Genomic DNA, 24,651 nt, shown 5'->3' on the forward strand with positions numbered 1-24,651 from the left:
CCCCCGCGCGCCCTGTTTCAAGGTACTGCAACCACGCCGTTGCGGTTGTCACGCCAGATCACCGCGACGATCAGCGCTGATGCGACACCGGCAATCAGGGTCGTCATCAGCCCGGGGAAGCTGAAGGCAAAGCCCGCGATCCCCAGGGGCAGACGCAGCCAGGGCCGCACCATACCGACGCCTAGCAGATAGCCCTCAAGCCCGCCGGACAGCAGCGTGATACCGATGATGATCGACGGCAGCACGTAGATCAGCGGCGTCAGATCGCCCTGCAGCACCAGCGCAGGCTGGAACAGGAAGAACAGCGGCACAAAGTAGATCACCACCCCCAACCGCATCGCGGTGAAGGAGGTCAGCATCGGCTTGGCCCCCGCAATCGTTGCCGCCAGAAACGCCGCAGCGCCCACCGGAGGCGTGATCACCGACAGCATCGCGTAGTAGACGATGAAGAAGTGCACCGCGACCGTGTTCAACCCGCCGATTTCGATGATCGCGGGTGCCAGCGTCACGGCGAGGAAGATGTAGGCCACAATCGCAAGCCCCGCCATCCCCATGATAAAGCAGGCCAAAACCCCAAGCGCGATGACGAGATAGACGTTATCTCCGCCTAAGGCGACCAGACCCGATGTCATCGACCCCGTGACGCCCGTGATCGTCAACGCGCTGACAACAAAGGCAATCGGCAGAATGATCGCCGCCGTTTGCGTGACCAGCGTGCCGACTTGCCGCAGGGTTTCAAAGATGCGCGCAGGCGTCATCATGGTCTCGCGTTGCAGGAAGCTGAGCGCGATCATCAGCGCACTAGCGTACCACGGGGCATAGTATTCCCACCGCATATACAGCAGACCCCAGACCAGAAAGATCATGACCAGCAGGAACGGCCAGCCGCGCTTCATCACCTCGCGGGCAGAAGGCAGGTGTTCGGGTTTCATCCCCACCAGCCCTTTGCGCGCGGCATAGGCGTCGACTTGCAGGATCAGACCAAAGTAAAACAGCGCCGACGGCAGGATCGCGGCCACCATCACGGTCGCGTAATCCACTCCGATGGTGATCGCCATGACAAAGGCAATCGCCCCCATCACCGGCGGCATCACCACACCGCCGGTAGAGGCGCAGGCCTCGATCGCGCCGGCGTAATGGGGCGGATAGCCGACCTTTTTCATGGTCGGAATAGTGATCGACCCCGTGCCCGCGATGTTGGAAAAGATCGACCCCGACAGCGACCCGAAAAAGGCGCTGGCGACGATGGACACTTTTGCAGGACCACCGCGGTATTTGCCAAAGCCCGCATTGGCGAGATCAATAAAGAACTGTCCCGCTCCTGTCGCAATCAACACGCCGGCAAAGACCAGAAAGCCCAGCACGATCTCGGCCACGATCTTGGTCGTGATGCCCATCAACCCTTCGGTGCGGAAGACATGCGCCTCGATCATCCGTTCAAACGTATAGGGGATGCCCATCAACAAACCGGGGAAGTAATCGGCCACCAGAGGATACAGCCCCAGCACCAGGACGACCAACAGGAACGGCACGCCTCCCGACCGCCGCGCGATCTCGAGCATCAGCAGCCACAACACCACACCGGCGTAAAAGTTGGTCCAGCCCGCCTGCACGATCTCCCATGCGTACATGGAGAACCACATGCAGATGCCAAAGCCCACGGCGGCGGCCACGATGTCATAGATCGGGACGCTTGTGTGCGATTGCTTTGCAGGCAGCGCAATATAGGCGGCGGCAAGGAAAGTGCCGATAAAGACCCAGTAATACTGCCCTTCAATCAGGCGCCGCCCGCCAATGGGCACGCCAAACACATAGGCCAGCCCCAACCCGAGGCCAAAGGTACACAGCACCACAAAAGCAATGCTGGTGAATGAAAACAATCCCCCTAGGCGCGTCGTCTCTGACGCGGGATCGACAGCCGCTTCAGCCGCTGGTTGTTGATGATGAGCTGACATGGAAAATCCTGCAATTAAAGCCGCTTATGCGATATCTTTAAGAGGACGGAGCAGTGGAACCGCTCCGTCCTTTGGTCGGTCCGGTGGCGTTACAGACGCGAGCGGAAGGGCTCGAGCCCGTCGGTGTGCTTGGCCAGAATGTCGAGGTATTCCTGGTTCTCGAAGTTCATCTCGATGCCCTGCTCCATCGCTTCTTTCATGCCGGCGTTACGCGCGGCGATCCAAGCGTCCATCTTTTCGATGGCGGCATTGTTCCAAGCATCGTCTTCTTCGGTCCACTGGCCGATTTCACGCAGATATTTCACCGTGCCCTCGTGCACAGGGATCGGGTTGGCATCCAGGAAGTTGCGGAAATGCTCGATCGACATACGGGTCGCCAACGCATGCGATCCTTTGTAGTTGTCGTGGGATTCATCGATCCATTTCGCCATGTTGTAAACGAAGTCCTCGTCTGCCGTGACCGGCACGGCGTAGACAAAGTTCGATGTCATGGAATCAACGCCTTTGGCGGTGCTCACGCCCATGGATATCTTCGACGGGATGGTCATGGGGCGGTGGCTCAGGTAGGCGTCCCAGCCCTCTTTGTTGGCAGGGTCCATCGGCAACCAACGAATGCTGCCCGGTGCGCCTTCCATTTCGGACAAGACCGAGGAGATCGGCGAACAATAGGCAACGTCAGATTTACCTTCGACGACCGAGCGGCAGTTCTCGCCGTAGCTAGAGGCAGGAACGAACTCGATCTTTTCTTGCGCTTCCTCTGGCGTCATCCCGATAAACGCGGGCAAGGCTTGGGTGATCGCGGCCACAATCGCGGGCGAGAAAACGCCGGATGTAACGCGCACGCCGCCTTTGCCAATGTCTTCGAGGGTTTGCAGCTCGGAATCCCCGGCCACGACAAAGCCCCATGGCGTGTCGTTATGGTGCCACATGATGCGCTGCGGCATTGGTTTGGCCGAGGCATAGCCGCCGACCCCTTCCGCCTGCAACGCCATTTCCGACGCCGAGACAGAGGCAATTGCGACATCCTCGCGATCGGTCAGACGCTTGTAGCGCATCGGTTCACTGTCTTCGGGCACAATCCGAACGGTCGTTCCGGTTTCTTTTTGCAGTGTGGGGCCCCAGCCGTTGGTTGAGGCAAAGCTGCCCGTCGACGTGCCCGGCGTGGCGATCACCAGCAGGCGCGGCCATTCATAGTCTTGTGCCATCGCGGCACCGGACAGCGCCATAGTTACGGCGATAGACCCGACGGCGGCCTTGGCAAAACGTGTCATATTTTTCATGTGGTTTCTCTCCCTGTTTTTCATCTTTGGATTGTTCGGGATTGCCGCATCACGGCTGCCGCAGAATATGCAGTTGTCAAGCGGCACCTCCCAATGCTCAACGTAACGCGTTCGGTATGACCCGCTGAACGGGCTAATAAACGCGTCCTCCCGAGTGCCGACCCCCCTCCTCCCGAGGTTGTCCGACTCAATCTATTAACCAGCCTAGGGGTAAGATATTTCGATGCCAATACCGCAGAACAGAACTTGATACCGCAACGAGGCAGGGGTTTTTGGCAATCGGCCTTAGCTTGCTGATGCCAAAGGGTTAACGGCGTCGGATATGCCCTTCGTTACGTTGCGTTGCTTTGGGTTACGGGGTGTAAATTCGACTGACAAGCGTCAGGCGAACTGCCGCAACAGGCCAAATTTTGCTAAAATAAACGCCACTATCGATTGAATATTTTATATCTTGCACCGTTTGGTGAACTTGGCTACGCCTAAGGTAACGACGCTGTTCGCCCCTCATTTGGGCGGCAGCATTAACATCTATCCGTCGGGGTGCCCATTTGGGCTGAGAGGTGCAAGCACCGACCCGTCGAACCTGATCCGGGCAATACCGGCGTAGGGAACGGGTATCTTTGTGCGACGGCTTCAGGTCGGTTTTACAAAGCTCATTCTTGCGTCTGTTTGTCCGCCATCGAGAGGCGAAGACGTGACCAAGAAGACCCCCATTTCCCTAACCATCGCCGGTTCAGACAGCGGCGGCGGCGCCGGCATTCAGGCGGATATCAAGGCGATGTCGGCCAATGGCGTCTATGCCGCCAGCGTGATCACCGCCGTCACCGCGCAAAACACCCGCACCGTCAGCGCCGTTCATGAAATCCCTGCCCAGATTGTATCGGCCCAGATCGACGCCGTGCTCTCGGATCTGGATGTGCAGTCGATTAAACTGGGGATGCTTTTTTCGCCGCAGATCATTCAAGCGGTGGCACAGGCGCTAACCGGTTTCAAAGGTGCCGTCGTGGTAGATCCGGTGATGATCGCCAAATCCGGTGATGCGCTGTTGCAGGACCAAGCCGTCGCAGCGCTGATTACGCATATTCTGCCACGCGCCGATCTGCTGACCCCCAACCTGCCCGAAGCCGCTCGCCTGCTGAACCAGTCCGAAGCCACCACCGCCGACCAGATGGTAGCGCAAGCGCGATGTCTGCTTGATATGGGCCCCAAAGCGGTGCTGGTGAAAGGCGGACATGGCGCGGGTGACATCTGTAGCGACGCGCTTGTCACCGCGAAGGGTGTTACCTGGTTGACGGCACCGCGCATCAACACGCGCAACACCCATGGGACGGGATGCAGCTACGCCGCTGCCATCGCCGCCGAGCTCGCGCATGGCGCACCCTTGGCCAGCGCGGTGCAAACTGCCCATAGCTATCTCCACCAGGCGATCCGCGCCGCCGACCGTCTTTCGATCGGTACCGGCCACGGTCCCGTGCACCATTTTCACGCGATCTGGCCGTGACCCGCATCACCATCATCGGCACCGGCGTGGCAGGGCTGTGCACCGCCCGCGTCTTGCTGGATCGCGGCGCCCGCGTGCATCTGATCGACCGTGCCCGCCAGCCCGGCCCGCAGGGGTGTTCGTGGTGGGCGGGGGGTATGCTCGCCCCCTATTGCGAAGGTGAAAGCGCCGAAGAACCCGTGGTGCGGCTGGGTCAAAAAGCGGCGGATTGGTGGGCGCAGCATACGACGTCCCTGCAGCGCTGCGGCTCGCTTGTCGTCTCGCCAGCGCGGGACACAAGCGATCTGACGCGCTTTGCGCGACGCACGGACAGCCATAAAACTCTGACCGCCACAGAGATCAATGCGCTCGAGCCCGATCTGGGTGATCGCTTTGCCAAGGGCCTGTTTTTCGAGGACGAAGCCCACCTGTCCCCCCGCACCGCGCTGGCAGAGCTGTGGCGCGGACTTGTCGCCGACGGGGCCACCTTTGAACAGCGCGAGGCCGACCCGAATGCGTTCGCAAAAGACCGGTTGGTGATCGACTGCCGAGGCTACCATGCCCGCGTCGATATGCCCGCGTTGCGCGGGGTGAAGGGGGAAATGGTGCTGCTGTCCTGCCCTGACGTCTCCATCAACCGCCCTATTCGCGTGCTGCACCCGCGTGTGCCGATTTACCTCGTGCCGCGGGGGGACGGTGTTTACATGCTTGGGGCCACGATGGTCGAAGGCCGCGCGAGTGCCCACGCCAGCGTCCGGTCAGTGCTGGAACTGCTGAGCGCGGCCTACGCGCTGTCGCCCGCTTTTGGCGAGGCCGAGATCCTCGAGATCGGCGTCGACAGCCGCCCCGCCTTTCCCGACAACCTGCCGCGCATCGAACGGCAGGGCAATATGATCCGCGCCAATGGCCTTTATCGCCACGGTTTTCTGCTGGCCCCCGCGCTGGCAACGATGGTGGCCGACTTGATCCTTGACGCTAAAACACCGGAGATGTTCCATGAAACTACAGCTTAACGGTGCCCCGCTCCACAGCGACGCGACCACTCTTGCCGCCTTGCTTGAGGCCGAAGGATTTGGCGGGGCCAAGGTCGCCACAGCCGTGAACGGCAGCTTTGTCCCAGCCACGCTGCGCGCGACGCATCCCCTTAACTCAGGCGACAGCATCGAAGTGCTCGCCCCCATGCAGGGAGGTTGAGATGCGCAGTTTCTACGGCGAAACGCTTGCCAATGGTCTGATGCTGGGCACCGCGCAATACCCGTCGCCCAAAGTGCTGTCCGACGCCTTTGCCCGCAGCGGTGCGGCGGTGGCAACGGTATCCCTGCGCCGCGAAAGCGGGCGAGATCGCGCCGGTCAGGATTTCTGGGAACTGATCCGCGCGCTTAACGTGCACGTGCTGCCCAACACCGCCGGCTGCCACAGCGTCAAGGAAGCCGTCACCACCGCCCATATGGCGCGCGAGGTCTTTGGTACCCGGTGGATCAAGCTTGAAGTCATCGGCGAAGAAGACACGCTGCAACCGGATGTATTTGGTTTGGTCGAGGCCGCGCGCATTTTGACCGAGGACGGGTTTCAGGTCTTTCCCTATACCACCGAAGACCTTGTGGTCGCGGACAAACTTTTGCGGGGGGGGTGCGAAGTGCTGATGCCCTGGGGCGCGCCCATCGGGTCGGGCATGGGGCTGAACAATGTCTTTGGGCTGCGTGCCATGCGCGCGCATTTCCCCGACGTGCCGCTGGTGATCGACGCCGGCATCGGCCTACCTTCGCACGCGGCACAGGCGATGGAACTGGGGTTTGACGCGGTGCTGCTGAACACCGCTGTTGCCAAGGCAGGTGATCCCGCCGCCATGGCCGAAGCTTTTGCCACCGCGATCCGCGCCGGACAGCTTGCCGCCGACGCCGACCCGATGCCGCCCCGCGATATGGCCGCGCCCTCGACTCCGTTGATTGGAAAGGCGTTTCTGGAATGAGCCTCGACCGTTTCTATCCAATTTTCGACAGTGCGGCATGGCTGGACCGACTGGTGCCGCTGGGGATCAAGCTGGTGCAGCTTCGGATAAAAGACACACCCGCCCCCATGCTACGCCGTGAAATCCGGCAGGCCAAAGCGATCTGCGCGGCCCATGACTGCACTCTGGTCATCAACGATCACTGGCAGATCGCGCTAGAGGAAGGTTGCGATTTCATCCACCTTGGTCAGGAGGATCTGGATACCGCAGACCTGTCTGCCATCCGCGACGCGGGTGCGCGGCTTGGGGTCAGCACCCACGACAAGGCAGAGCTGGCCCGTGCCCTCGACCTGCGCCCCGCGTATATCGCTTTGGGTCCGATCTATCCGACGATCCTGAAAAAGATGAAGTGGCACGAACAGGGGCTTGACCGTCTGCGCGACTGGCGTGAACTGGTCGGGCAGACCCCGCTGGTGGCAATCGGCGGCATGTCCGTTGCCCGCGCCGCCGGAGCCTTTGACGCCGGTGCCGATTGCGTCGCGGCGGTGACCGACATCACCCTGCACCCCAGCCCCGAGGACCGCATCGCTGATTGGTTGGGGGCCACACGATGACCCGTTACGACCGGCAGACGATCCTGCCCGAAGTGGGCACGACAGGCCAACAGGCGCTGGCGGCTGCGCGTGTGGTCGTGGTTGGCGCGGGCGGTCTGGCCGCGCCGGTGCTGCCGCTACTTGCGGGTGCCGGTGTGGGGCATATCACCTTGATCGATGGGGATCATGTGTCGCTGTCGAACCTGCACCGACAGACACTGTTCACCGAGGCCGATATCGGCACCGCCAAAGTTACCGTCGCCGCCCGCGCCATGACCGCACGCAACAGCAACTGTACGGTTGTGTGCCATGCTGTTCCCCTTGCGCCGGACAATGTCGCGACCCTCACCCAAGATGCCACGTTGGTGTTGGATTGCGCCGACAGTTTCGCGACCAGCTATGTGCTCTCGGATCACTGCCTTGAGGCGGGTCTGCCCCTGATCAGCGCCTCGGCGTTGGGGTTCGGGGGCTATGTCGGCGGGTTCTGTGGCGGTGCGCCGTCGCTGCGGGCGGTATTCCCCGACCTGCCCGACCGCGCCGCCAGCTGCGACACGGCAGGGGTCATGGGGCCGGTCGTTGCCATGGTCGGTGCGGCGCAGGCGCAAATGGCCCTAGCGTGTATTCTGGGATTGTCGCCGTCGCCGCTGGGACAGTTGGTCAGCTTTGACCTCGCCTCCTACCGCTTTGGCGGCTTTCGCTTCGACACCGCGCCAGAACCCGATCACGGCTTTGGCTTTCTGGCACCGTCGCAAATCCGCGCGAACGATTGGGTCGTGGACCTGCGCGGCCAAGGCGAAGCCCCAACAGCCGCAACCCCGACTGCGCTGCGCATCACCCTGCCCGATTTTACCCGAGATACCCCCCGCCCCTCGCACCAGACCCGCGCGGTGATCGCTTGCCGCTCTGGCCTGCGCGCGTGGCAGGCGGCGACCCATCTGGCCACCTATTGGAACGGCCCCGTTTCCCTGCTCGCCATGGGCGAACCATCCCCGTTGAAAGGACAAACCGATGAAAATATGTAATATTGTTGCGGCACTCGCACTGACCTCTGGTCCGGCGCTGGCGCAGGACGAGATGACGCTGCTGCTGGACTGGTTCGTGAACCCGGACCACGGGCCGATCATCGTCGCACAGGAAAAAGGGTATTTCGCCGAAAAAGACCTGAAGGTAGAGGTCATCGCCCCCGCCGATCCGTCCGACCCGCCCAAACTGGCCGCTGCGGGCAAGGCGGACCTAGCGATTTCCTATCAGCCGCAACTGCACCTGCAAATCCACGAAGGCTTGCCGCTACAACGGGTCGGCACGCTGGTCGCCACACCGCTGAACTGCCTGCTGGCGTTGACGGACGGACCCATTGCGTCCCCAGCGGATTTGGCGGGCAAAAAAGTCGGATTCTCTGTTGGCGGTGTTGAAGAAGCAGTGCTCGGCGCGATCCTGACCCATCACGGGCTGTCGCTGGATGATGTGGAACTCGTCAACGTGAACTGGTCGCTGTCGCCGTCTCTGATGTCCGGTCAGGTCGACGCCGTCATCGGTGCGTTCCGTAATTTCGAGCTGAACCAGATGGATATCGAAGGTGTCGACGGTACCTGCTTTTATGTCGAGGAAGAGGGCCTGCCACCTTATGACGAGCTGATCTACGTCGCCAACCGCGACACGATGGACAAAGACATGATCGCACGGTTTCTGGCAGCCACAGAGAAAGCGACGCAATATATCGTGAACCACCCTGAAGAGAGCTGGGAAATCTTCGCCGCGACCTCGGTCGACCTACAAGATGAACTTAACGCTCGCGCATGGAAGGACACGCTGCCGCGTTTTGCCCTGCGGCCGACAGCAATGGATGCCGGTCGCTACGCCACATTCGAGACGTTCTTGCACGATGCGGGGCTGACCCCCACGATCTCGCCCGTGTCGACCATCGCCATCGATGTGACCGTCCCATGACCGCGCCGGACTATGGCCACAGCTTCGCGCTTTGGCGCGGAGCGGCAGCAGAGGACTGGCAGGGCTACACCCATCATCCTTTCGTTGAAGGGCTGCGCGACGGGAGTCTGCCACGCCGCTGTTTTTTGAACTATTTGATCCAGGACTATGTTTTCCTTGTGCATTTCGCCCGCGCCTGGTCCATGGCCGTGGTCAAGTCCGAGACGCTGGAAGAGATGAAGACCTGCGCCACCACGGTCGATGCGCTGGTCAATCACGAGATGGCATTGCACATTCGCACCTGTGGCGAGGCTGGCATCAGCGAAGCCGCGCTGTTCAACGCAACCGAAGCCCCCGCGAACCTCGCCTATACGCGCTATGTGCTCGATGCGGGGATGCAGGGCGATTTCCTCGACCTCATGGCGGCACTGCTACCTTGCGTCATGGGTTATGCCGAGATCGGGCAACGGTTGGCACAGACGCGCAGCGCTGACACCCCCTATGCCGAGTGGATCGATACCTATGCCGACCTCGGGTATCAGAAAATGTGCCAGACAGTCGGCGCGATGGTCGATCAATCAGTTGCGCGGCGGATCGGCGATCTTGAACACGCACCCCGTCGCGATACGCTGCAAAAACGCTTTGCGACCGCCACGCGGCTAGAGATCGGGTTCTGGCAGATGGGGCTGGACCTGCCATGACCCCCCCGCCCGCATTGCACCTTGTCGGGCAACACCAGATCGACAGCCGCCCGTTGTTCGATGCCGACATTACGTTGCCCGCAGGCTCATGGACCTGTTTGTTGGGGCCATCGGGCGTCGGCAAATCCACTGTGCTTCGGCTCATGCTCGGGCTGGAAACCGGCGGGGTGTTTGCGGGCACGATCTCCCCGTCCGACGGGCAGCCGCTGGACGGGCGGATCAGCTATATGGCGCAGTCCGATCTGCTGTTGCCGTGGCTGAGCGTGATCGACAACATCATGATCGGCGACCGGTTGCGCGGCGTCCCCCCCGACAGGGACCGCGCAACTGACATGCTTGCGCGCGTCGGGCTGGCGGACCATGCGCAAAAGAAGCCGTTGGCGCTGTCGGGCGGCATGCGACAACGCGCAGCACTTGCGCGGACCTTGCTCGAAGACCGTCCCGTCGTCTTTCTGGACGAACCCTTTTCGGCGCTGGACGCCGGCACCCGCGCCGCTATGCAAGAGCTCGCTGCGGAATTGTTGAGCGGACGCACAGTGTTGTTGGTGACCCATGATCCGGCAGAGGCCGCGCGGCTGGCAGATCACATCCTGATCCTGTCCGCCGAGGGCGCACAAAGCTGGCCCGTGCCCGCGACACCCGTACCACGCGCCATCACCGCGCCCGAAACATGGGCCTGTCAAAGCGCGCTGTTATCCCATCTACGCGGTGTTCCCGCATGAGGCGCAGTGACATACCGCTTGCGATCCTGCTGGGGCTGGCGCTGTGGCAAGGCATCGTACTGCTGACCGATGCACCGCATTACATCCTGCCCTCGCCATGGCGCGTGGCGCAAGCGGCGTATTATGCCCGCGTGAGCCTTTTGGAAAATGCCTGTGTGACCACGGTCGAGGTGCTGCTGGGTCTGCTCATCGGTACGGGCCTGGGGGCCGCGACCGCGATCCAGTTGTCGCAGTCCAAAACCTCCGAGCGTCTTTTGCTGCCGCTGTTGGTCTTTACCCAAGCCGTGCCTGTCTTTGCGCTCGCGCCGCTGCTGACGCTGTGGTTTGGTTACGGGATGGGGTCAAAGATCGTGATGGCGGTGCTGATCATCTATTTTCCGGTAACTTCGGCCTTTCACGACGGGTTGACCCGCGTGCCCACCGGCTACCGTGATCTGGCCCAATCGATGGGGGCACGCCGCTTGCGTTTTATGCGCCATGTGCAAATCCCGCAGGCGCTGCCGAGCCTTGCAACGGGGCTGCGGCTGGCAGCCGTCTATGCGCCCATCGGGGCCGTGATTGGCGAATGGGTCGGTGCGTCAAAGGGCCTTGGCTATCTGATGCTGCTCGCCAATGGCCGCGCCAAGATCGATCTGATGTTTGCCGCCCTGATCGTGCTGGCGTGCCTGACCGTCCTGCTGCATTTCGCCGTCGGGCAGTTGGCGCTGCGCCTGACACGCTATGCCGAAGGGCGCATGTAAATAGGTCTGGATCACGCCCGCTAACGGGGCGTGATCCAAAGCACTCGTTACTCGGCGTTGGGGCGGACCCGCGCGCCACTTTTATCGGCAAAGGCCGCGAGGCGGGCACGGGCGTCAGGCTGGGTATTGACCACACCGGCCACCACGGCCTCGGCATAGGCGGCATCCATTGCGGACATGTTTTGCATGTGGCTCACCGCGCTACAAATCGCAAAGTTAGACAGCGGCAGGTTCTGGGCTGTCTGGCGGGCAAGCTCCATCGCCTTGTCCATGCTGGAGCCTTCGACGATATACTGCGCCAACCCTAGATCGACCGCCTCTTGCCCCTGATAGACACGGCCCGTCAGCATCATATCGATCATCCGGGCCTTCCCCACCAGATCGGTGACACGGATCGTTGCACCCCCGCCCGTGAACAGACCACGCTGGCCTTCGGGAAGCGCGAAATACGCGCTTTGATCCATCACCCGCACATGGGCAGAGCTGGCAAGTTCAAGCCCCCCACCGACGACAGCCCCCTGCAACGCGGCGATCACCGGCACGCCGCCATATTCCATCTTGTTGAACGCTTCGTGCCAACGCAGACAGACGTGCATGAAATCGGCAGGGCTGCGGTCTTCATCATGGTGTTCAATCAGGTCTAGCCCGGCGCAAAAGTGATCCCCCGCGCCTGCGAGAACCACGGCACGGACACCGGCACGGGGTGCCGCGGAAAAAAAGGTCACCAGCTCCTCGATCGTGTCGATATCCAGCGCATTCCGCTTGGTGGGCCGATTCAGGGTCACCACCCAAACGCCATCGTCATGCGCCTTGATATCCAAGTTGCGGTAGCTGGTCGGATCAATCTGAACGGCCATGTGAATTCCTCCTCTTTTAGAGCCGGCTTTTCGGTCGGCCCCGATGCCTCGCTGCTGCAAGGTCTTGCTGAATATAAGCAAAAGGCACTCCCACCTTTTGCGTGAATGCCCATTGAGTAACCTGCCCGTGACACCCCGTCTATCGGTGTTCCGCTGATTTCAGCGCGTCGACTTCCCCAAAGGCAAAGCCCCCGTTAAGATTCGTGCATCGCGGATCACCTTTCGGCGGCAAAACCGTTTGAAAACGCACTGTTAGCGTGTGAATTTACCGCGTTCCGGCACAGGATAGGAAAAAAATCGAAAATAATCGTCGGGGCGGCAAAAATGGGGTTGAACCCCGCCCGATCCTTGGGGTAGTGAAGCGTTACCGGGTCGTTAGCTCAGTTGGTAGAGCGCTTCGTTTACACCGAAGATGTCGGGAGTTCGAGCCTCTCACGACCCACCATTTTTCTACATATACACAGTTCTACCAACGCAACCTGCGCTAACGGTGACAGGGTTTTCTGCGTTTGTTTCCAGAGTCTTATTAGCCTGCCCCCGCTTGGATCGGTTGCCCGAGCTTTGCAGACAGCAAAGCCCCCCACCGAGGTGGAGGGCTGTTGTCACTGTCATATATATAAGAAAATAATCTGCGCCGGAAAAGCGGCAGACTAAGGGATCACAGGTCGGTCAAATCGTCATCAGCGTCTTGCGCTGGACCGTCGCCCTGACCCGGTGTCAACTGACGTACCTTAACGCGGATCATCTTGCCGTTCTTCAACTCTTTTTCGTTGATCACCTTCAGCTTACCAAACGGCAGAAGGTTCAGTTCGCGACTGTCTGACAAGGCTTCCCCGAGAACAGAAAGCATCGCCTCTACCACGGGTTTCGCGTCGCGTTTCTTCACGCCAGAACGTTCGACCACCGTATCGATCAGCTCTTTCTTGCGCATCACCGGCCCCAAGATCACCGGATGTGGGGCATCAACAACGGCGGGAGCTGCAGTATCGTCTGCGATGTCGGCTTTGGGCGTATTGAATTCTTTAGGAGTAGTCATAATGCTGCTCGTCCTTTCAGGAGGTTAGCAAAACCCTAGCGAGGCGGCGGCAGGTCATCCAGAAAGGCCTGGTGCCAAACCCGTATCGGGCGAAAATTCATATGGCTTATGTTAGAAAGCCCGCCCCGAGGGGCGGACTTATCGTCATTGGCGTTGCAGCTTAGTGCGCTGTGGCACTGTCACCTGCGGCGTTCCGACGGGCCAAAGCAGCGGCGGCGGCGGCGTCCTCCGCATCTTGATCCCATTCAATCGCTTGCGGCTCACGGACCAGCGCGTGTTTCAACACCTCGGAGACGTGCTTGACGGGAATAATGGTCAGCCCTTCTTTCACGTTATCCGGAATATCCGGCAGGTCCTTTTCGTTCTCGGTCGGGATGAGAACCGTTGTGATCCCACCACGCAGCGCCGCCAACAGCTTTTCTTTCAGGCCGCCGATTGGCATCGCATTCCCGCGCAAGGACACCTCCCCCGTCATCGCAATATCGCGACGCACGGGAATCTGGGTCAGCACCGACACGATCGATGTCACCATCGCCAGACCGGCAGAGGGACCATCTTTGGGCGTTGCACCATCCGGCACGTGAACGTGGATATCCAGCGTATCGAACTTGGGCGGCTTTACCCCGATCTTGGGGCTGATCGACCGCACATAGCTGCTCGCCGCGTCGATGGATTCCTTCATCACATCGCCGAGCTTACCGGTGGTTTTCATCCGGCCCTTACCCGGCAGGCGCAATGCTTCGATCTGCAACAATTCGCCACCGACCGAGGTGTAGGCCAATCCGGTTACGACACCGATCTGATCCTCAAGCTCGGCCAAGCCGTAGCGGTGCTTTTTCACGCCGAGGAAATCCTCGATGTTGTCGCCCGTGACAGTAATCGCGTCAGCTTCTTTCTTGACGATCTTGGTCAACGATTTCCGCGCAACCTTGGCGATCTCGCGCTCAAGATTCCGCACGCCGGCCTCGCGGGTGTAGTAGCGGATCATGCTGGTCAAGGCACTGTCTTCGATGGCAAATTCCTTTGCCTTCAGACCGTGGTTCTTGATCTGCTTGGCCACAAGGTGCTGTTTCGCGATCTCGCGTTTTTCATCCTCGGTATAGCCAGACAGGGGGATAATCTCCATCCGGTCGAGCAAGGGTCCGGGCATGTTGTAGCTGTTCGATGTGGTCAGGAACATAACATTCGACAGGTCGTATTCCACCTCAAGGTAGTGGTCGACGAATGTACCGTTTTGTTCCGGATCAAGCACCTCGAGCATGGCCGATGCGGGGTCGCCACGGAAATCCTGCCCCATCTTGTCGATCTCGTCGAGCAGGATAAGCGGGTTGGTGGTTTTCGCCTTTTTCAGCGCCTGAATGATTTTGCCGGGCATGGAACCGATGTAGGTCCGACGGTGACCGCGGATCTCGGATTCGTCCCGCACACCACCCAGCGAGATGCGAATGAATTCGCGCCCCGTGGCCTTGGCAACAGATTTCCCAAGCGAGGTTTTCCCCACACCAGGAGGGCCGACAAGGCACATGATCGGGCCTTTCAGCTTGCTCGACCGTTGCTGGACGGCAAGGTATTCGACGATGCGTTCTTTAACCTTTTCAAGGCCATAGTGGTCATCATCCAGCACCTGCTGTGCTTTCCCAAGATCCTTCTTGGTGCGCGACTTTACGCCCCACGGGATCGACAGAATCCAGTCGAGGTAGTTGCGCACAACGGTGGCTTCGGCAGACATGGGCGACATGTTCTTAAGCTTCTTCAGCTCGGCGTCGACCTTTTCCTTGGCCTCTTTGCTCAGCTTGGTGTCCGCAATACGGGCTTCCAGTTCGGCGACTTCGTTCTTGCCGTCTTCACCATCGCCAAGCTCGTTCTGAATGGCTTTCATCTGCTCGTTCAGATAATACTCGCGCTGCGTCTTCTCCATCTGGGATTTGACGCGGGTCTTGATCTTTTTCTCGACCTGCAGAACGGACATTTCGCCCTGCATCAGACCATATACTTTCTCGAGCCGCTCGGACACCGACAGGGTCTCGAGCAGGTCTTGTTTCTGCTCGACCTCGATCCCGAGATGTCCGGCGACAAGATCAGCCAGACGTGCAGGCTCGGACGCTTCGGTCACGGCGGACAGCGCTTCTTCGGGGACGTTTTTCTTGACCTTGGAATACCGCTCGAACTCTTCGGCGACGGATTTCAACAGCGCCTGCGTGGTGGTCTCGTCACCGGGCTCTTCCGTCAGGTATTCGGCTGTTGCTTCAAAGAAGCTATCGTTCTCAAGGTATTCAGTGATGCGCACCCGCGCCTGACCTTCGACCAACACCTTTACGGTGCCGTCGGGAAGCTTCAGCAGTTGCAACACATTCGCCAACACGCCGGTGTTGAAAATACCGTCGGAATCGGGGTCATCCACACCGGGGTCGATCTGGCTGGACAGCAAAATCTGCTTGTCATCGGCCATGACTTCTTCGAGGGCGCGCACGGATTTATCGCGGCCTACAAAAAGCGGTACGATCATGTGGGGGAACACCACAATATCGCGCAGGGGCAACACCGGGTAGGATGCGTTCAGAGGCTCTAACATGCTCTTTTCCTTATACTGCAAGATGACACTGGCCCCTATCTTAGGCGACCGTTCGTTCATCTCCTGTTCTGAGTAGGATACTTGGGGACCCTACTCGCCTGTTTCAATCCCCATGATGCTGTGATCCGTTCGTATGCGGGTCATCTGGCGAGAGGTTCTCCCTAGAATGAACCGCCACCGGCGGACAGACAAGCGCGGATCGCATGATTAGCGCCGAAAAGCGCCAATAACCATGGTTAACCGGCCCGAATGACAAAAAACGGGCCGGAAATGTGCTTTTTCGCGCTTAGCGAGCTTATTCCGCAGCGACCTGCTCGAGGAAGGGATAATCGGTATAGCCCTCTTCCCCACCTGCGTAGAAGGTGCTTGTGTCACCGTCGTTCAGCGGTGCGTTAAGCTCGAGCCGTTTGGCCAGATCGGGGTTCGCGATATAAGGACGACCAAAGGCCACCAGATCAGCCTTGCCGTTGGCAACTGCGTCAATCGCCATGTCGCGGTCATACAGGTTGTTCGCCATGTAGACGCCGTTGAACAGCGACCGCAGCTTGCCAAGGTCTTCGTTGCTGTCCAGATCGCGCGACTGGCCTGTCGACCCTTCAACCATGTGAAGATACGCCAGGTTATATTTATTCAGCGCGTCGACAACGTAATCAAAGGTTTCTTGCGGGTTGTCGTCGGCGATCGCGTTCGCAGGGGAAAACGGCGACAAGCGCAGACCGACGTGATCGCTGTCCCACGCATGCACAACACCGTCCAGCACTTCGAACAGCAAGCGCGCACGGTTTTCGACCGACCCGCCATAGGCGTCATCACGTTTGTTGCTGGAGGTTTTCAGGAATTGATCCAGCAGATAGCCGTTGGCCCCGTGGACCTCGACCCCGTCAAAGCCCGCCTTACGTGCCATTTTGGTCGCGTGGACATAATCGGCGACAATGCGCGGCATCTCGTCGAGCTCCAGCGCACGGGGTTCGGATGTGGGGGACATCCCGTTCTTGGTAAAGGTTTTAACATCCGCCGCGATGGCCGACGGGGCGACGGGTTTCTGACCATCCGGCTGGATATCAACATGGCTGATCCGGCCCACATGCCACAGCTGGATCACGATCTTGCCGCCTTTGGCATGCACCGCATCCGTTACTTTTTTCCATGCGGCAACCTGACCTTCGGTATAGATGCCCGGCGTTTTGATGTACCCTTTGCCTTCGGCGCTGATCTGGGACGCTTCGGTGATGATGATCCCGGCCCCGGCGCGCTGTGCGTAGTATTCGACGTGCATATCGCCGACTTCGCCGGTGTCATCATTGGCGCGGCTGCGGGTCAGCGGGGCCATAACAATGCGGTTCGCGGCCTCGATTGCGCCGGTTTTCAACGGGGTGAATAATGCCTCAGTCATGGAAAGCTCCTATGGGGTTTTGTCTCTTGACTACAGCACCTAAACCTCCGCCCCGTCATCACAAGGACCGGGGCGCAGGTTTATTCCAATCAATGGAAGGTTTTCCTAAAGCGGGTCGATGTCGCCCTGTGCCCGCTGGCTATGAAAATCAGCCTGCCACGCATCAAAAGTGCCCGCCGCAATGGCACCACGCATACCGGCCATGATTTCTTGGAAATAGTGCAGGTTGTGCCATGTCAGCAGCATCCCCGAGATCATTTCCTGACTGCGGAACACGTGGTGCAGATAGGCGCGGCTGTAGTTCGAACACGCCGGGCACGTGCAGGCTTCGTCCAACGGGCGCGGGTCGTCAGCGTGGCGTGCATTCTTGATATTCACAACACCGTGACGGGTGAAAACCTGCCCCGTACGCCCGGACCGCGACGGCAAGACGCAATCCATCATATCAATGCCACGCGCAACGGCACCCACAATATCGTCGGGTTTGCCCACCCCCATCAAATAGCGCGGCCGGTCCACAGGCAGCATATCTGTAGCAAAATCCAGACAGCCGAACATCGCCTCCTGCCCCTCGCCCACGGCCAGACCGCCGACGGCATACCCGTCAAAGCCCACTTCCATCAGCGCTTTGGCGCTTTCCTCGCGGAAATCCTGTTCAAGACCACCTTGCTGGATACCGAACAGCGCATAGCCCGGACGGTCGCCAAAAGCGTCGCGGCTGCGTTTGGCCCACCGCATAGACAGGCGCATCGATTCAGCAATACGCGCCCGATCCGCTGGCAAGGCAGGACATTCGTCGAAACACATCACAATGTCCGAGCCGAGCAGCTTTTGGATTTCCATCGAGCGTTCAGGCGTAAGCTCGTGCTTTGATCCGTCGATGTGGCTTTTAAAGGTCACGCCCTTTTCGGTCAGCTTGCGCAGATCCGATAGGCTCATGACCTGAAACCCACCAGAATCCGTGAGGATGGGTTTATCCCAGTTCATAAATTTATGCAGACCGCCCAAACGGTCGATCCGTTCAGCAGTGGGACGCAACATCAGATGGTAGGTGTTGCCCAGTAGGATATCAGCCCCCGTGGCCGCGACGCTTTCGGGCATCATTGCCTTGACCGTGGCCGCGGTGCCCACGGGCATAAAGGCAGGTGTGCGAATATCGCCCCGTGGGGTAGAAATGACACCGGTACGCGCCGCGCCATCGCGGGCCTGAAGATCAAACGAGAATTTTTTCATGACTGCGGCTATAAGATGTCACCAAGACAGGCGCAATCATGCAGTTCATATGCCCGATCGCGGCGGCTGTCATGGAAGGTCCGCAAAACCGCGCTATATCCAGCGAGAACCAACGGGGCGCTGCCCCGGACCCCGGGATTTATGCCATTTGGAAACCGGTGTCGTGGCTTGAGTAGACGCGAGCGACCTGCTAGGCGGCGGGATCATTTAGCTGTGCCGGAGTGTGTGACATGCAAGAATTGACGTTTGGCTGGGAAGAATGGGTTGCCCTTCCTGATCTGGGCCTGCCTGCGATCAAGGCAAAGATCGACACCGGCGCGCGCACCTCGGCGCTGCATGCCCATGACATCGAAGTCTTTGGGCCTGCATCCAAGCCAAAAGTGCGCTTCAATGTGCACCCTGTGGCTGGCAACGAAGACATCACCATCACCTGCTCTGCCCCGATCATTGATCGGCGCGAGGTCACCTCGTCCAATGGCGAGGCAGAGCTGCGCTATGTCATCTCGACCAAGATGGATGTCGCGGGGCAAAGCTGGCCCATTGACGTGACCCTGACCAACCGTGCGGGCATGACCAGCCGCATGTTGCTGGGCCGTCAGGCGCTGACAGATCACATCACCATCTCACCCACCGAAAAACGGCTACAGCCGGACTTGAGCTATGACGTCTACCACACCGCTGCCGTACGTCACAAAGCGCCGCAACGGGCCTTGCGCGTCGCCGTGCTAAGCCGTGAAGCCAGCAACTATTCCACATCGCGTCTGGTCGAAGTCGGCGAAGCCCGCGGCCACACCGTCGAAGTGATCGACACCACCCGCTGCTATATGGCGATCAACGCCATGGCGCCCGAAGTGCATTACGACGGCAAGCGTCTGCCGCGCTATGACGCGGTGATCCCGCGGATCGGGGCGTCGGTCACGCCCTATGGCTGCGCGGTGATCCGGCAGTTCGAAACCATCGGCACCTATTGTGTCAACGGGTCTGCCGGCATTCTGTCCAGCCGCGACAAGCTGCACGCACATCAGGTTCTGGCCTCGAAAAAAATCGGTATGCCCACGACCGCTTTTGCCGCCTCGCCCAAGGATACGTCGAACTTGATGGCGCTGGTGGGCACCGCGCCCCTGATTGTGAAGTTACTGGAATCGACCCAAGGTAAGGGCGTCGTGCTGGCTGAAACAAAAAAGGCCGCTGAATCCGTGATCGATGCATTCCGCGGGCTCAAGGCGAACTTTCTGGTACAGGATTTCGTCAAGGAAGCGGCGGGCGAGGATTTGCGCTGCCTTGTGGTTGACGGTAAAGTCGTTGCTGCGATGAAGCGCACCGGTGCGGATGGCGATTTCCGCTCCAACCTGCACCGTGGCGGCACCGCTCAGGTCGTACGCATCACCAAGGTTGAACGTGACACCGCCCTGCGTGCGGCACGGGCCTTTGGTCTGGGCACGGCCGGTGTGGATCTGCTGCGTTCGGACAGCGGGCCAAAGGTGCTTGAGGTCAACAGCTCCCCCGGGTTCGAAGGGATCGAGAAAGCCACCGGCAAGGATATTGTCGGCATGGTCTATGATATGATCGAAGCGCGGGTAAAGCCGCAGCCGGTGCGCAAGCGCAAAGCGTAGGTTCCGCATTGGATCGCGGCTCCGCCCTCTGGACGGTGCCCGCTGCAATCCCTATATAAACGATAAGAAAAAGGAGCGAGGCCCTGATGACCGACAGCACACAACCTCTTGAAGGCACCCCTCTGATTGCGCCCTCGTCAACGGATCATCCGCTGTACGAGCAGATCACCGAAGCCTGCCGCACCGTCTATGACCCTGAGATTCCAGTGAATATCTATGAGCTGGGGTTGATCTACACGATCGACATCAACGCGGAAAACGAGGTCAACATCAAGATGTCCCTGACCGCGCCCGGCTGCCCTGTCGCAGGCGAGATGCCCGGCTGGGTCGCCGATGCGGTTGAACCCTTGCCCGGTGTGAAAACCGTCGATGTGGAATTGGTTTGGGAACCACCATGGGGCATGGACATGATGTCTGACGAAGCGCGTCTTGAACTGGGATTCATGTAAGCCCACGGGCAAACATCGGGGCGCATTTCACGTCCCGGTTGATTTTACATCACTTTCACGCAATGGTCGCACTATTGTAACATCCGGTAGCCACACCGCAGCCAGATGATTTATATTGGAGCGATCATGCGACTAACAACTGCCCTAACAGCTTTGGCCTTGGCCCCGACCGCGCTGCTGGCCGATGCCCATAGCACCCCCACGCCCGTCGAATACGGTCCCCGTCCCGCCTATCTGGTGGACAAGCTCCCCGATGGTGAGCTTAAGGACAAGCTGGCTTCCTGCATGGGCCAGACGCCGTCGAAAACCGATTTCTCGATCGGGCACCGCGGCGCGCCGCTGATGTTCCCCGAACATACCGTGCAATCCAACGTTGCTGCGGCCCGTCAGGGTGCAGGCATTCTGGAATGTGACGTGACTTTTACAGCAGATCACGAACTGGTCTGCCGCCACGCGCAGAACGATCTGCACACCACCACCAATATCCTCGTCTCCGATCTGGCCGAGAAATGCACCGCGGGCTTTACCGCTGCTGCGGGCGAAGAAGGTGCCAGCGCCGAATGCCGCACCTCTGACATCACCTTGGCCGAGTTCGAAACGCTGACCCCCAAGATGGACAGCGCCGACGCCACTGCCACGACTGCCGAAGACTATCAGGGCGGCGTCGCCAGCTTCCGCACGCAGCTTTATAGCGACGGTGCCGATCTGATGACCCACGCGGAATCGATCGAGCTGTTCAAATCCCTCGGCGCGAAATTCACCCCCGAGCTCAAGTCCCCTTCGGTCGAGATGCCCCATGACGGCTTCGGCCAAGAAGACTATGCGCAGAAGATGATCGACGAATACAAAGCCGCGGGCATTCCTGCCTCGGACGTTTGGGCGCAGTCGTTCAACCTGGATGACGTGCTCTACTGGATCAAGGCAGAGCCCGAATTCGGGAAGCAAGCCGTTTATCTTGTGGAATGGAGCGACGGTTTCGACGAACAGGACCCCAGCACCTGGACACAGGATTTCGCCCAGCTGAAAGAGCAAGGCGTGCAGTATCTGGCCCCCTCGCTGAACATGCTGCTGACCAACAAAGACGGCACATTGGCCGCCTCTGACTATGCGATGAAAGCAAGCGAAGCCGGTCTGAACCTGATTGCCTGGACGCTGGAACGCTCTGGTCCGCTGTCCACAGGCGGTGGCTGGTACTTCCAGTCGGTCGGCGACATCATCACCGACGACAGCGACTATCTGGTTGCGCTTGATGTTCTGGCGCAAGAAGCGGGCGTAAAGGGTGTCTTCTCTGACTGGCCCGCAACGGTAACCTATTACGCAAACTGCATGGGGCTGTGAACAACAGCATATGACCTTGCGCAGCAGCGTTTGACGACAGGGCCGTCCCTTCGGGGGCGGCCTATTGCTATTATGCAGACCCCCGCTTGAGAAACCGCGCCAAAGGCCTTATCTTGTCGGTAACAGGAGTATTCAGCATGTTCGCGATCCCAGGCAAGCAAGCCGTCACCATCACCCCCAAAGCCGCCAATCAGATCACCAAGCTGATGACGTCCGCAGGCCATGCCGGTCTGCGCATCGGCATCAAAAAAGGGGGCTGCGCCGGCATGGAATATACCATGGAGTATGTGAACGAGGCCGACACCAACGATGAAGTCGTCGAACAGGACGGCGCGCGGGTGATGATCGCGCCGATGGCACAGATGTTTCTTTTCGGCACCGAAATCGACTATGAAACCTCGCTGCTGGAATCCGGCTTCAAGTTCCGCAATCCCAATGTGACCGAAGCCTGCGGGTGCGGCGAATCCATCAAATTCGGCTAACGGCAGCCGGCCGTTCGCGCTGCGTGTGACGTGAGCTTGACGTTGCCCTGTCGGGGTGGCGCTGGTATCCCTTTGTAAAACCACATGAAGGATATGCACATGCGCCGCAAGCTTGCCGCTGGAAACTGGAAGATGAACGGCTCGCTGGCCGGTTTGGACATGCTGGCCGATGTCGCCACTGCGATGGGCAGCGACAGTGCAGAGGCCGTGATCTGCCCGCCTTCCGCCTATCTGATGCCGGCTGTCACTGCTGCGCAAGGTACCTCCGTCGGCATCGGCGCACAGGATTGCCATACCGAGTCAAAAGGCGCGTTCACTGGCGATATCTCTGCCCCGATGATCAAGGACATCGGCGCGACTTACGTGATCGTCGGGCATTCAGAACGCCGCGAGGCTCATGCCGAAAGCGACGCTGACGTCGCCCGCAAAGCGCAAGCCGCTTGGGCCGCAGACCTGACCGCCATCATTTGCATCGGCGAAAGCGAAGCACACCGCAGCGCAGGTACAACATTGGATGTCATCGCCAAGCAGCTCGCGGGCTCCCTGCCCGATGGCTGCACGGGCGATAATACCGTGGTCGCTTACGAACCCATCTGGGCGATTGGCACTGGCAAAATCCCGACGCTCGATCAGATCATCGAAGTACATGATTTCATCCGCGCCGAACTTGCCAAACGCTTTGGCAGTGATGTCACCGACGCGCTGCGGCTGCTGTATGGCGGCTCGGTAAAACCGGACAACGCGGCGGATATATTCAAGGTCGAAAACGTGGACGGTGCCCTGATCGGGGGCGCGAGCCTTAAGGCCGCTGATTTCGTCCCCATCCTCAAGGCGCTCTCTGCCGCCTGACCTTCATTTTGCCAAATAAACTCATGGCAGGACACAAACAAAAGGCGGCGCATCCACTGGGATACGCCGCCTTTTCTACTTCTATGTGTTGGACCCAGTCCCGCTAGCGGGTGATAATCTCCGGCCCCATCATCAATGTCGGCAGCCAGGTCGAGATGACCGGAATATAGGTCACCATCAGCAGGAAGACGAACAGAACTGCGGTGAACGGCAGCGCGGCTTTGACCACATTCATCATCGGCATATTCGCCACACCCGAGGTCACGAAGAGGTTCAGACCCACCGGCGGGGTAATCATCCCGATTTCCATGTTGACCACCATGATGATCCCCAGATGGATCGGGTCGATGCCCAGTTCAATCGCAATCGGGAAGACCAGCGGCGCGACGATGATCAGCAGGCCCGACGGCTCCATGAACTGGCCACCGATCAGCAGGATCACGTTGACGATCACAAGGAACATGATCGGACCAAAGCCGGCATTCAGCATCGCCGCCGAGATTTGCTGTGGGATCTGTTCATCGGTCAGCACGTGCTTGAGGATCAGCGCATTGGCGATGATGAACATCAGTGTCACGGTCAGCTTACCGGCGTCGAACAAGGTGTCGCGGGTGTCGCGGTGGAAGAACACGGTGACCAGCGCCATCGGCTTGCGCATCAGCGACAGGTTACGCCCCTCGCCTTCGACGTGCAGCGGGCCCATGTCGCGATAGACAAAGGCCGCGATAAAGAAGGCGTAGACGGCGGCCACCGCAGCGGCTTCGGTGGGGGTAAAGATACCGCCATAGATACCACCAAGGATGATGACGATCAGCATCAGGCCCCAGCCTGCTTCACGCCCCGAGGCAAAGACCTCGCCCCAGCCGCGCCATTCGCCCTGTGGCAGCTTTTTAACCCGCGCCATGATGTAGATGGTCAGCATCAGCATGGTGCCCGCCATCAGACCCGGAATAACGCCCGCAAGGAACATCCGGCCAACGGACACATCCGTGGCAGAGGCATAGACAACCATCACGATGGACGGCGGGATCAGGATGCCCAAGGTGCCCGCATTGGCGATGACACCGGCGGCGAATTCCTTGGTATAGCCAGTTTCACGCATCCCCGCGATCACGATGGAGCCGATGGCAACGACCGTTGCAGGCGAAGACCCGGACAGGGCCGCGAAAAGCATACAGGCAAAGACACCCGCAATCGCCAGACCACCGGGAAAATGCCCGACCAGCGCGATAGAGAAACGGATGATCCGCTTGGCCACACCGCCAGTCGACATGAAGGAAGACGCCAACACGAAGAACGGGATCGCCAGCAGCGTGTAGTGCCCCGCCATCGCCTGAAAGAACGTCTGCGCAATAGACGCAAGAGAGCTGTCGGACAGCACCAGCAGAAAGACGATCGACGAGAAGCCGAGGCTGACGGCAATCGGAACGCCCAGCAACATCAGCCCGACGATCATGGTAAAGAGGATAAGGACTTCCATGCGC

The 24,651-nt window shown here is 59.8% G+C and carries 23 protein-coding genes, 1 tRNA gene and 1 riboswitch; of the genes, 16 read left to right on the forward strand and 8 right to left on the reverse strand.

What is annotated here, in order from left to right; genetic code table 11:
* Window positions 1-17: 17 nt before the first annotated feature.
* Complete coding sequence (locus GLP52_RS05320; protein ID WP_093732999.1) at window positions 18-1,955, reverse strand: TRAP transporter permease; 1,938 nt, start codon at window positions 1,953-1,955, stop codon at window positions 18-20.
* Window positions 1,956-2,044: 89 nt separating this feature from the next.
* Entirely contained in the window at window positions 2,045-3,235 is a 1,191-nt protein-coding gene (locus tag GLP52_RS05325) for a TAXI family TRAP transporter solute-binding subunit (RefSeq protein ID WP_237271775.1), read from the reverse strand.
* Window positions 3,236-3,761: 526 nt separating this feature from the next.
* Window positions 3,762-3,862: riboswitch (TPP riboswitch) on the forward strand.
* 67 nt (window positions 3,863-3,929) lie between these two features.
* Between GLP52_RS05325 and thiD the strand changes: the two genes are divergently transcribed.
* The 10 genes from thiD to GLP52_RS05375 are packed head-to-tail and all read left to right on the forward strand — an operon-like array spanning window position 3,930 to window position 11,345.
* The gene (gene thiD / locus GLP52_RS05330) at window positions 3,930-4,736 is read left to right on the forward strand and encodes a bifunctional hydroxymethylpyrimidine kinase/phosphomethylpyrimidine kinase (RefSeq protein WP_237271776.1); all 807 of its coding nucleotides are present in this window, start codon (window positions 3,930-3,932) and stop codon (window positions 4,734-4,736) included.
* Window positions 4,733-5,728 carry an FAD-dependent oxidoreductase gene (locus GLP52_RS05335; RefSeq protein WP_237271777.1) on the forward strand — a complete coding sequence of 332 codons (996 nt, stop codon included), beginning with the start codon at window positions 4,733-4,735 and terminating at the stop codon, window positions 5,726-5,728. Before thiD ends, GLP52_RS05335 begins: the two co-directional genes overlap by 4 nt.
* The gene (gene thiS, locus GLP52_RS05340; RefSeq protein WP_093733003.1) at window positions 5,712-5,909 is read left to right on the forward strand and encodes a sulfur carrier protein ThiS; all 198 of its coding nucleotides are present in this window, start codon (window positions 5,712-5,714) and stop codon (window positions 5,907-5,909) included. The genes GLP52_RS05335 and thiS overlap by 17 nt, the downstream gene beginning before the upstream one ends.
* Before the next feature lies 1 nt (window position 5,910).
* On the forward strand, window positions 5,911-6,684 hold the full coding sequence (locus GLP52_RS05345; protein WP_237271778.1) for a thiazole synthase: 774 nt from the start codon (window positions 5,911-5,913) through the stop codon (window positions 6,682-6,684).
* Complete coding sequence (locus GLP52_RS05350) at window positions 6,681-7,277, forward strand: thiamine phosphate synthase (RefSeq protein WP_237271779.1); 597 nt, start codon at window positions 6,681-6,683, stop codon at window positions 7,275-7,277. Before GLP52_RS05345 ends, GLP52_RS05350 begins: the two co-directional genes overlap by 4 nt.
* Entirely contained in the window at window positions 7,274-8,278 is a 1,005-nt protein-coding gene (locus GLP52_RS05355) for a ThiF family adenylyltransferase (protein WP_208596036.1), read from the forward strand. The genes GLP52_RS05350 and GLP52_RS05355 overlap by 4 nt, the downstream gene beginning before the upstream one ends.
* Window positions 8,265-9,203 carry an ABC transporter substrate-binding protein gene (locus GLP52_RS05360; RefSeq protein WP_237271780.1) on the forward strand — a complete coding sequence of 313 codons (939 nt, stop codon included), beginning with the start codon at window positions 8,265-8,267 and terminating at the stop codon, window positions 9,201-9,203. The genes GLP52_RS05355 and GLP52_RS05360 overlap by 14 nt, the downstream gene beginning before the upstream one ends.
* Entirely contained in the window at window positions 9,200-9,883 is a 684-nt protein-coding gene (tenA, locus tag GLP52_RS05365) for a thiaminase II (protein ID WP_093733008.1), read from the forward strand. Before GLP52_RS05360 ends, tenA begins: the two co-directional genes overlap by 4 nt.
* Window positions 9,880-10,605 (forward strand): ABC transporter ATP-binding protein, encoded by a 726-nt coding sequence (locus tag GLP52_RS05370; RefSeq protein ID WP_093733009.1) that lies wholly within the window; start codon window positions 9,880-9,882, stop codon window positions 10,603-10,605. The genes tenA and GLP52_RS05370 overlap by 4 nt, the downstream gene beginning before the upstream one ends.
* The gene (locus tag GLP52_RS05375; protein WP_237271781.1) at window positions 10,602-11,345 is read left to right on the forward strand and encodes an ABC transporter permease; all 744 of its coding nucleotides are present in this window, start codon (window positions 10,602-10,604) and stop codon (window positions 11,343-11,345) included. Before GLP52_RS05370 ends, GLP52_RS05375 begins: the two co-directional genes overlap by 4 nt.
* Window positions 11,346-11,392: 47 nt before the next feature.
* On the opposite strand, the gene GLP52_RS05380 is transcribed toward GLP52_RS05375, so the two are convergent.
* Window positions 11,393-12,202, reverse strand: coding sequence for a crotonase/enoyl-CoA hydratase family protein (locus tag GLP52_RS05380; protein ID WP_093733011.1), 810 nt, complete (start codon window positions 12,200-12,202; stop codon window positions 11,393-11,395).
* Between the two features lie 369 nt (window positions 12,203-12,571).
* On the opposite strand from GLP52_RS05380, the gene GLP52_RS05385 reads away from it, so the two are divergent.
* A tRNA-Val gene (locus GLP52_RS05385) sits at window positions 12,572-12,647 on the forward strand.
* A 213-nt stretch (window positions 12,648-12,860) separates the two neighbouring features.
* Here GLP52_RS05385 and GLP52_RS05390 read toward each other — a convergent pair.
* From GLP52_RS05390 to tgt, 4 genes are all read right to left on the reverse strand, one after another.
* Window positions 12,861-13,238, reverse strand: a complete 378-nt coding sequence (locus GLP52_RS05390; RefSeq protein WP_237271782.1) for an HU family DNA-binding protein — start codon at window positions 13,236-13,238, stop codon at window positions 12,861-12,863.
* A 160-nt stretch (window positions 13,239-13,398) separates the two neighbouring features.
* Window positions 13,399-15,810, reverse strand: a complete 2,412-nt coding sequence (gene lon / locus GLP52_RS05395; RefSeq protein WP_237271783.1) for an endopeptidase La — start codon at window positions 15,808-15,810, stop codon at window positions 13,399-13,401.
* Window positions 15,811-16,105: 295 nt separating this feature from the next.
* Window positions 16,106-17,203, reverse strand: coding sequence for an alkene reductase (locus GLP52_RS05400; protein ID WP_138923521.1), 1,098 nt, complete (start codon window positions 17,201-17,203; stop codon window positions 16,106-16,108).
* A 105-nt stretch (window positions 17,204-17,308) separates the two neighbouring features.
* On the reverse strand, window positions 17,309-18,436 hold the full coding sequence (gene tgt / locus GLP52_RS05405; RefSeq protein ID WP_093733015.1) for a tRNA guanosine(34) transglycosylase Tgt: 1,128 nt from the start codon (window positions 18,434-18,436) through the stop codon (window positions 17,309-17,311).
* 230 nt (window positions 18,437-18,666) lie between these two features.
* Between tgt and rimK the strand changes: the two genes are divergently transcribed.
* The 5 genes from rimK (at window position 18,667) to tpiA (ending at window position 23,167) form a co-directional block, all read left to right on the forward strand.
* The gene (gene rimK, locus GLP52_RS05410; protein ID WP_237273431.1) at window positions 18,667-20,049 is read left to right on the forward strand and encodes a 30S ribosomal protein S6--L-glutamate ligase; all 1,383 of its coding nucleotides are present in this window, start codon (window positions 18,667-18,669) and stop codon (window positions 20,047-20,049) included.
* An 86-nt stretch (window positions 20,050-20,135) separates the two neighbouring features.
* A complete protein-coding gene (locus tag GLP52_RS05415) occupies window positions 20,136-20,498 on the forward strand; it encodes an SUF system Fe-S cluster assembly protein (protein ID WP_005853043.1) in 363 nt (120 codons plus the stop codon).
* A gap of 126 nt (window positions 20,499-20,624) precedes the next feature.
* A complete protein-coding gene (locus tag GLP52_RS05420; RefSeq protein ID WP_237271785.1) occupies window positions 20,625-21,836 on the forward strand; it encodes a glycerophosphodiester phosphodiesterase family protein in 1,212 nt (403 codons plus the stop codon).
* 137 nt (window positions 21,837-21,973) lie between these two features.
* Window positions 21,974-22,318, forward strand: coding sequence for a HesB/IscA family protein (locus GLP52_RS05425; RefSeq protein WP_093733019.1), 345 nt, complete (start codon window positions 21,974-21,976; stop codon window positions 22,316-22,318).
* Between the two features lie 99 nt (window positions 22,319-22,417).
* Entirely contained in the window at window positions 22,418-23,167 is a 750-nt protein-coding gene (tpiA, locus tag GLP52_RS05430) for a triose-phosphate isomerase (protein WP_237271786.1), read from the forward strand.
* Window positions 23,168-23,270: 103 nt separating this feature from the next.
* On the opposite strand, the gene GLP52_RS05435 is transcribed toward tpiA, so the two are convergent.
* The gene (locus GLP52_RS05435) at window positions 23,271-24,647 is read right to left on the reverse strand and encodes a TRAP transporter large permease (RefSeq protein ID WP_093733021.1); all 1,377 of its coding nucleotides are present in this window, start codon (window positions 24,645-24,647) and stop codon (window positions 23,271-23,273) included.
* Window positions 24,648-24,651: the final 4 nt, after the last annotated feature.

The organism is Sulfitobacter sp. M22 (assembly GCF_021736025.1).
In the GTDB taxonomy this organism is placed as follows: Bacteria; Pseudomonadota; Alphaproteobacteria; order Rhodobacterales; family Rhodobacteraceae; genus Sulfitobacter; species Sulfitobacter litoralis.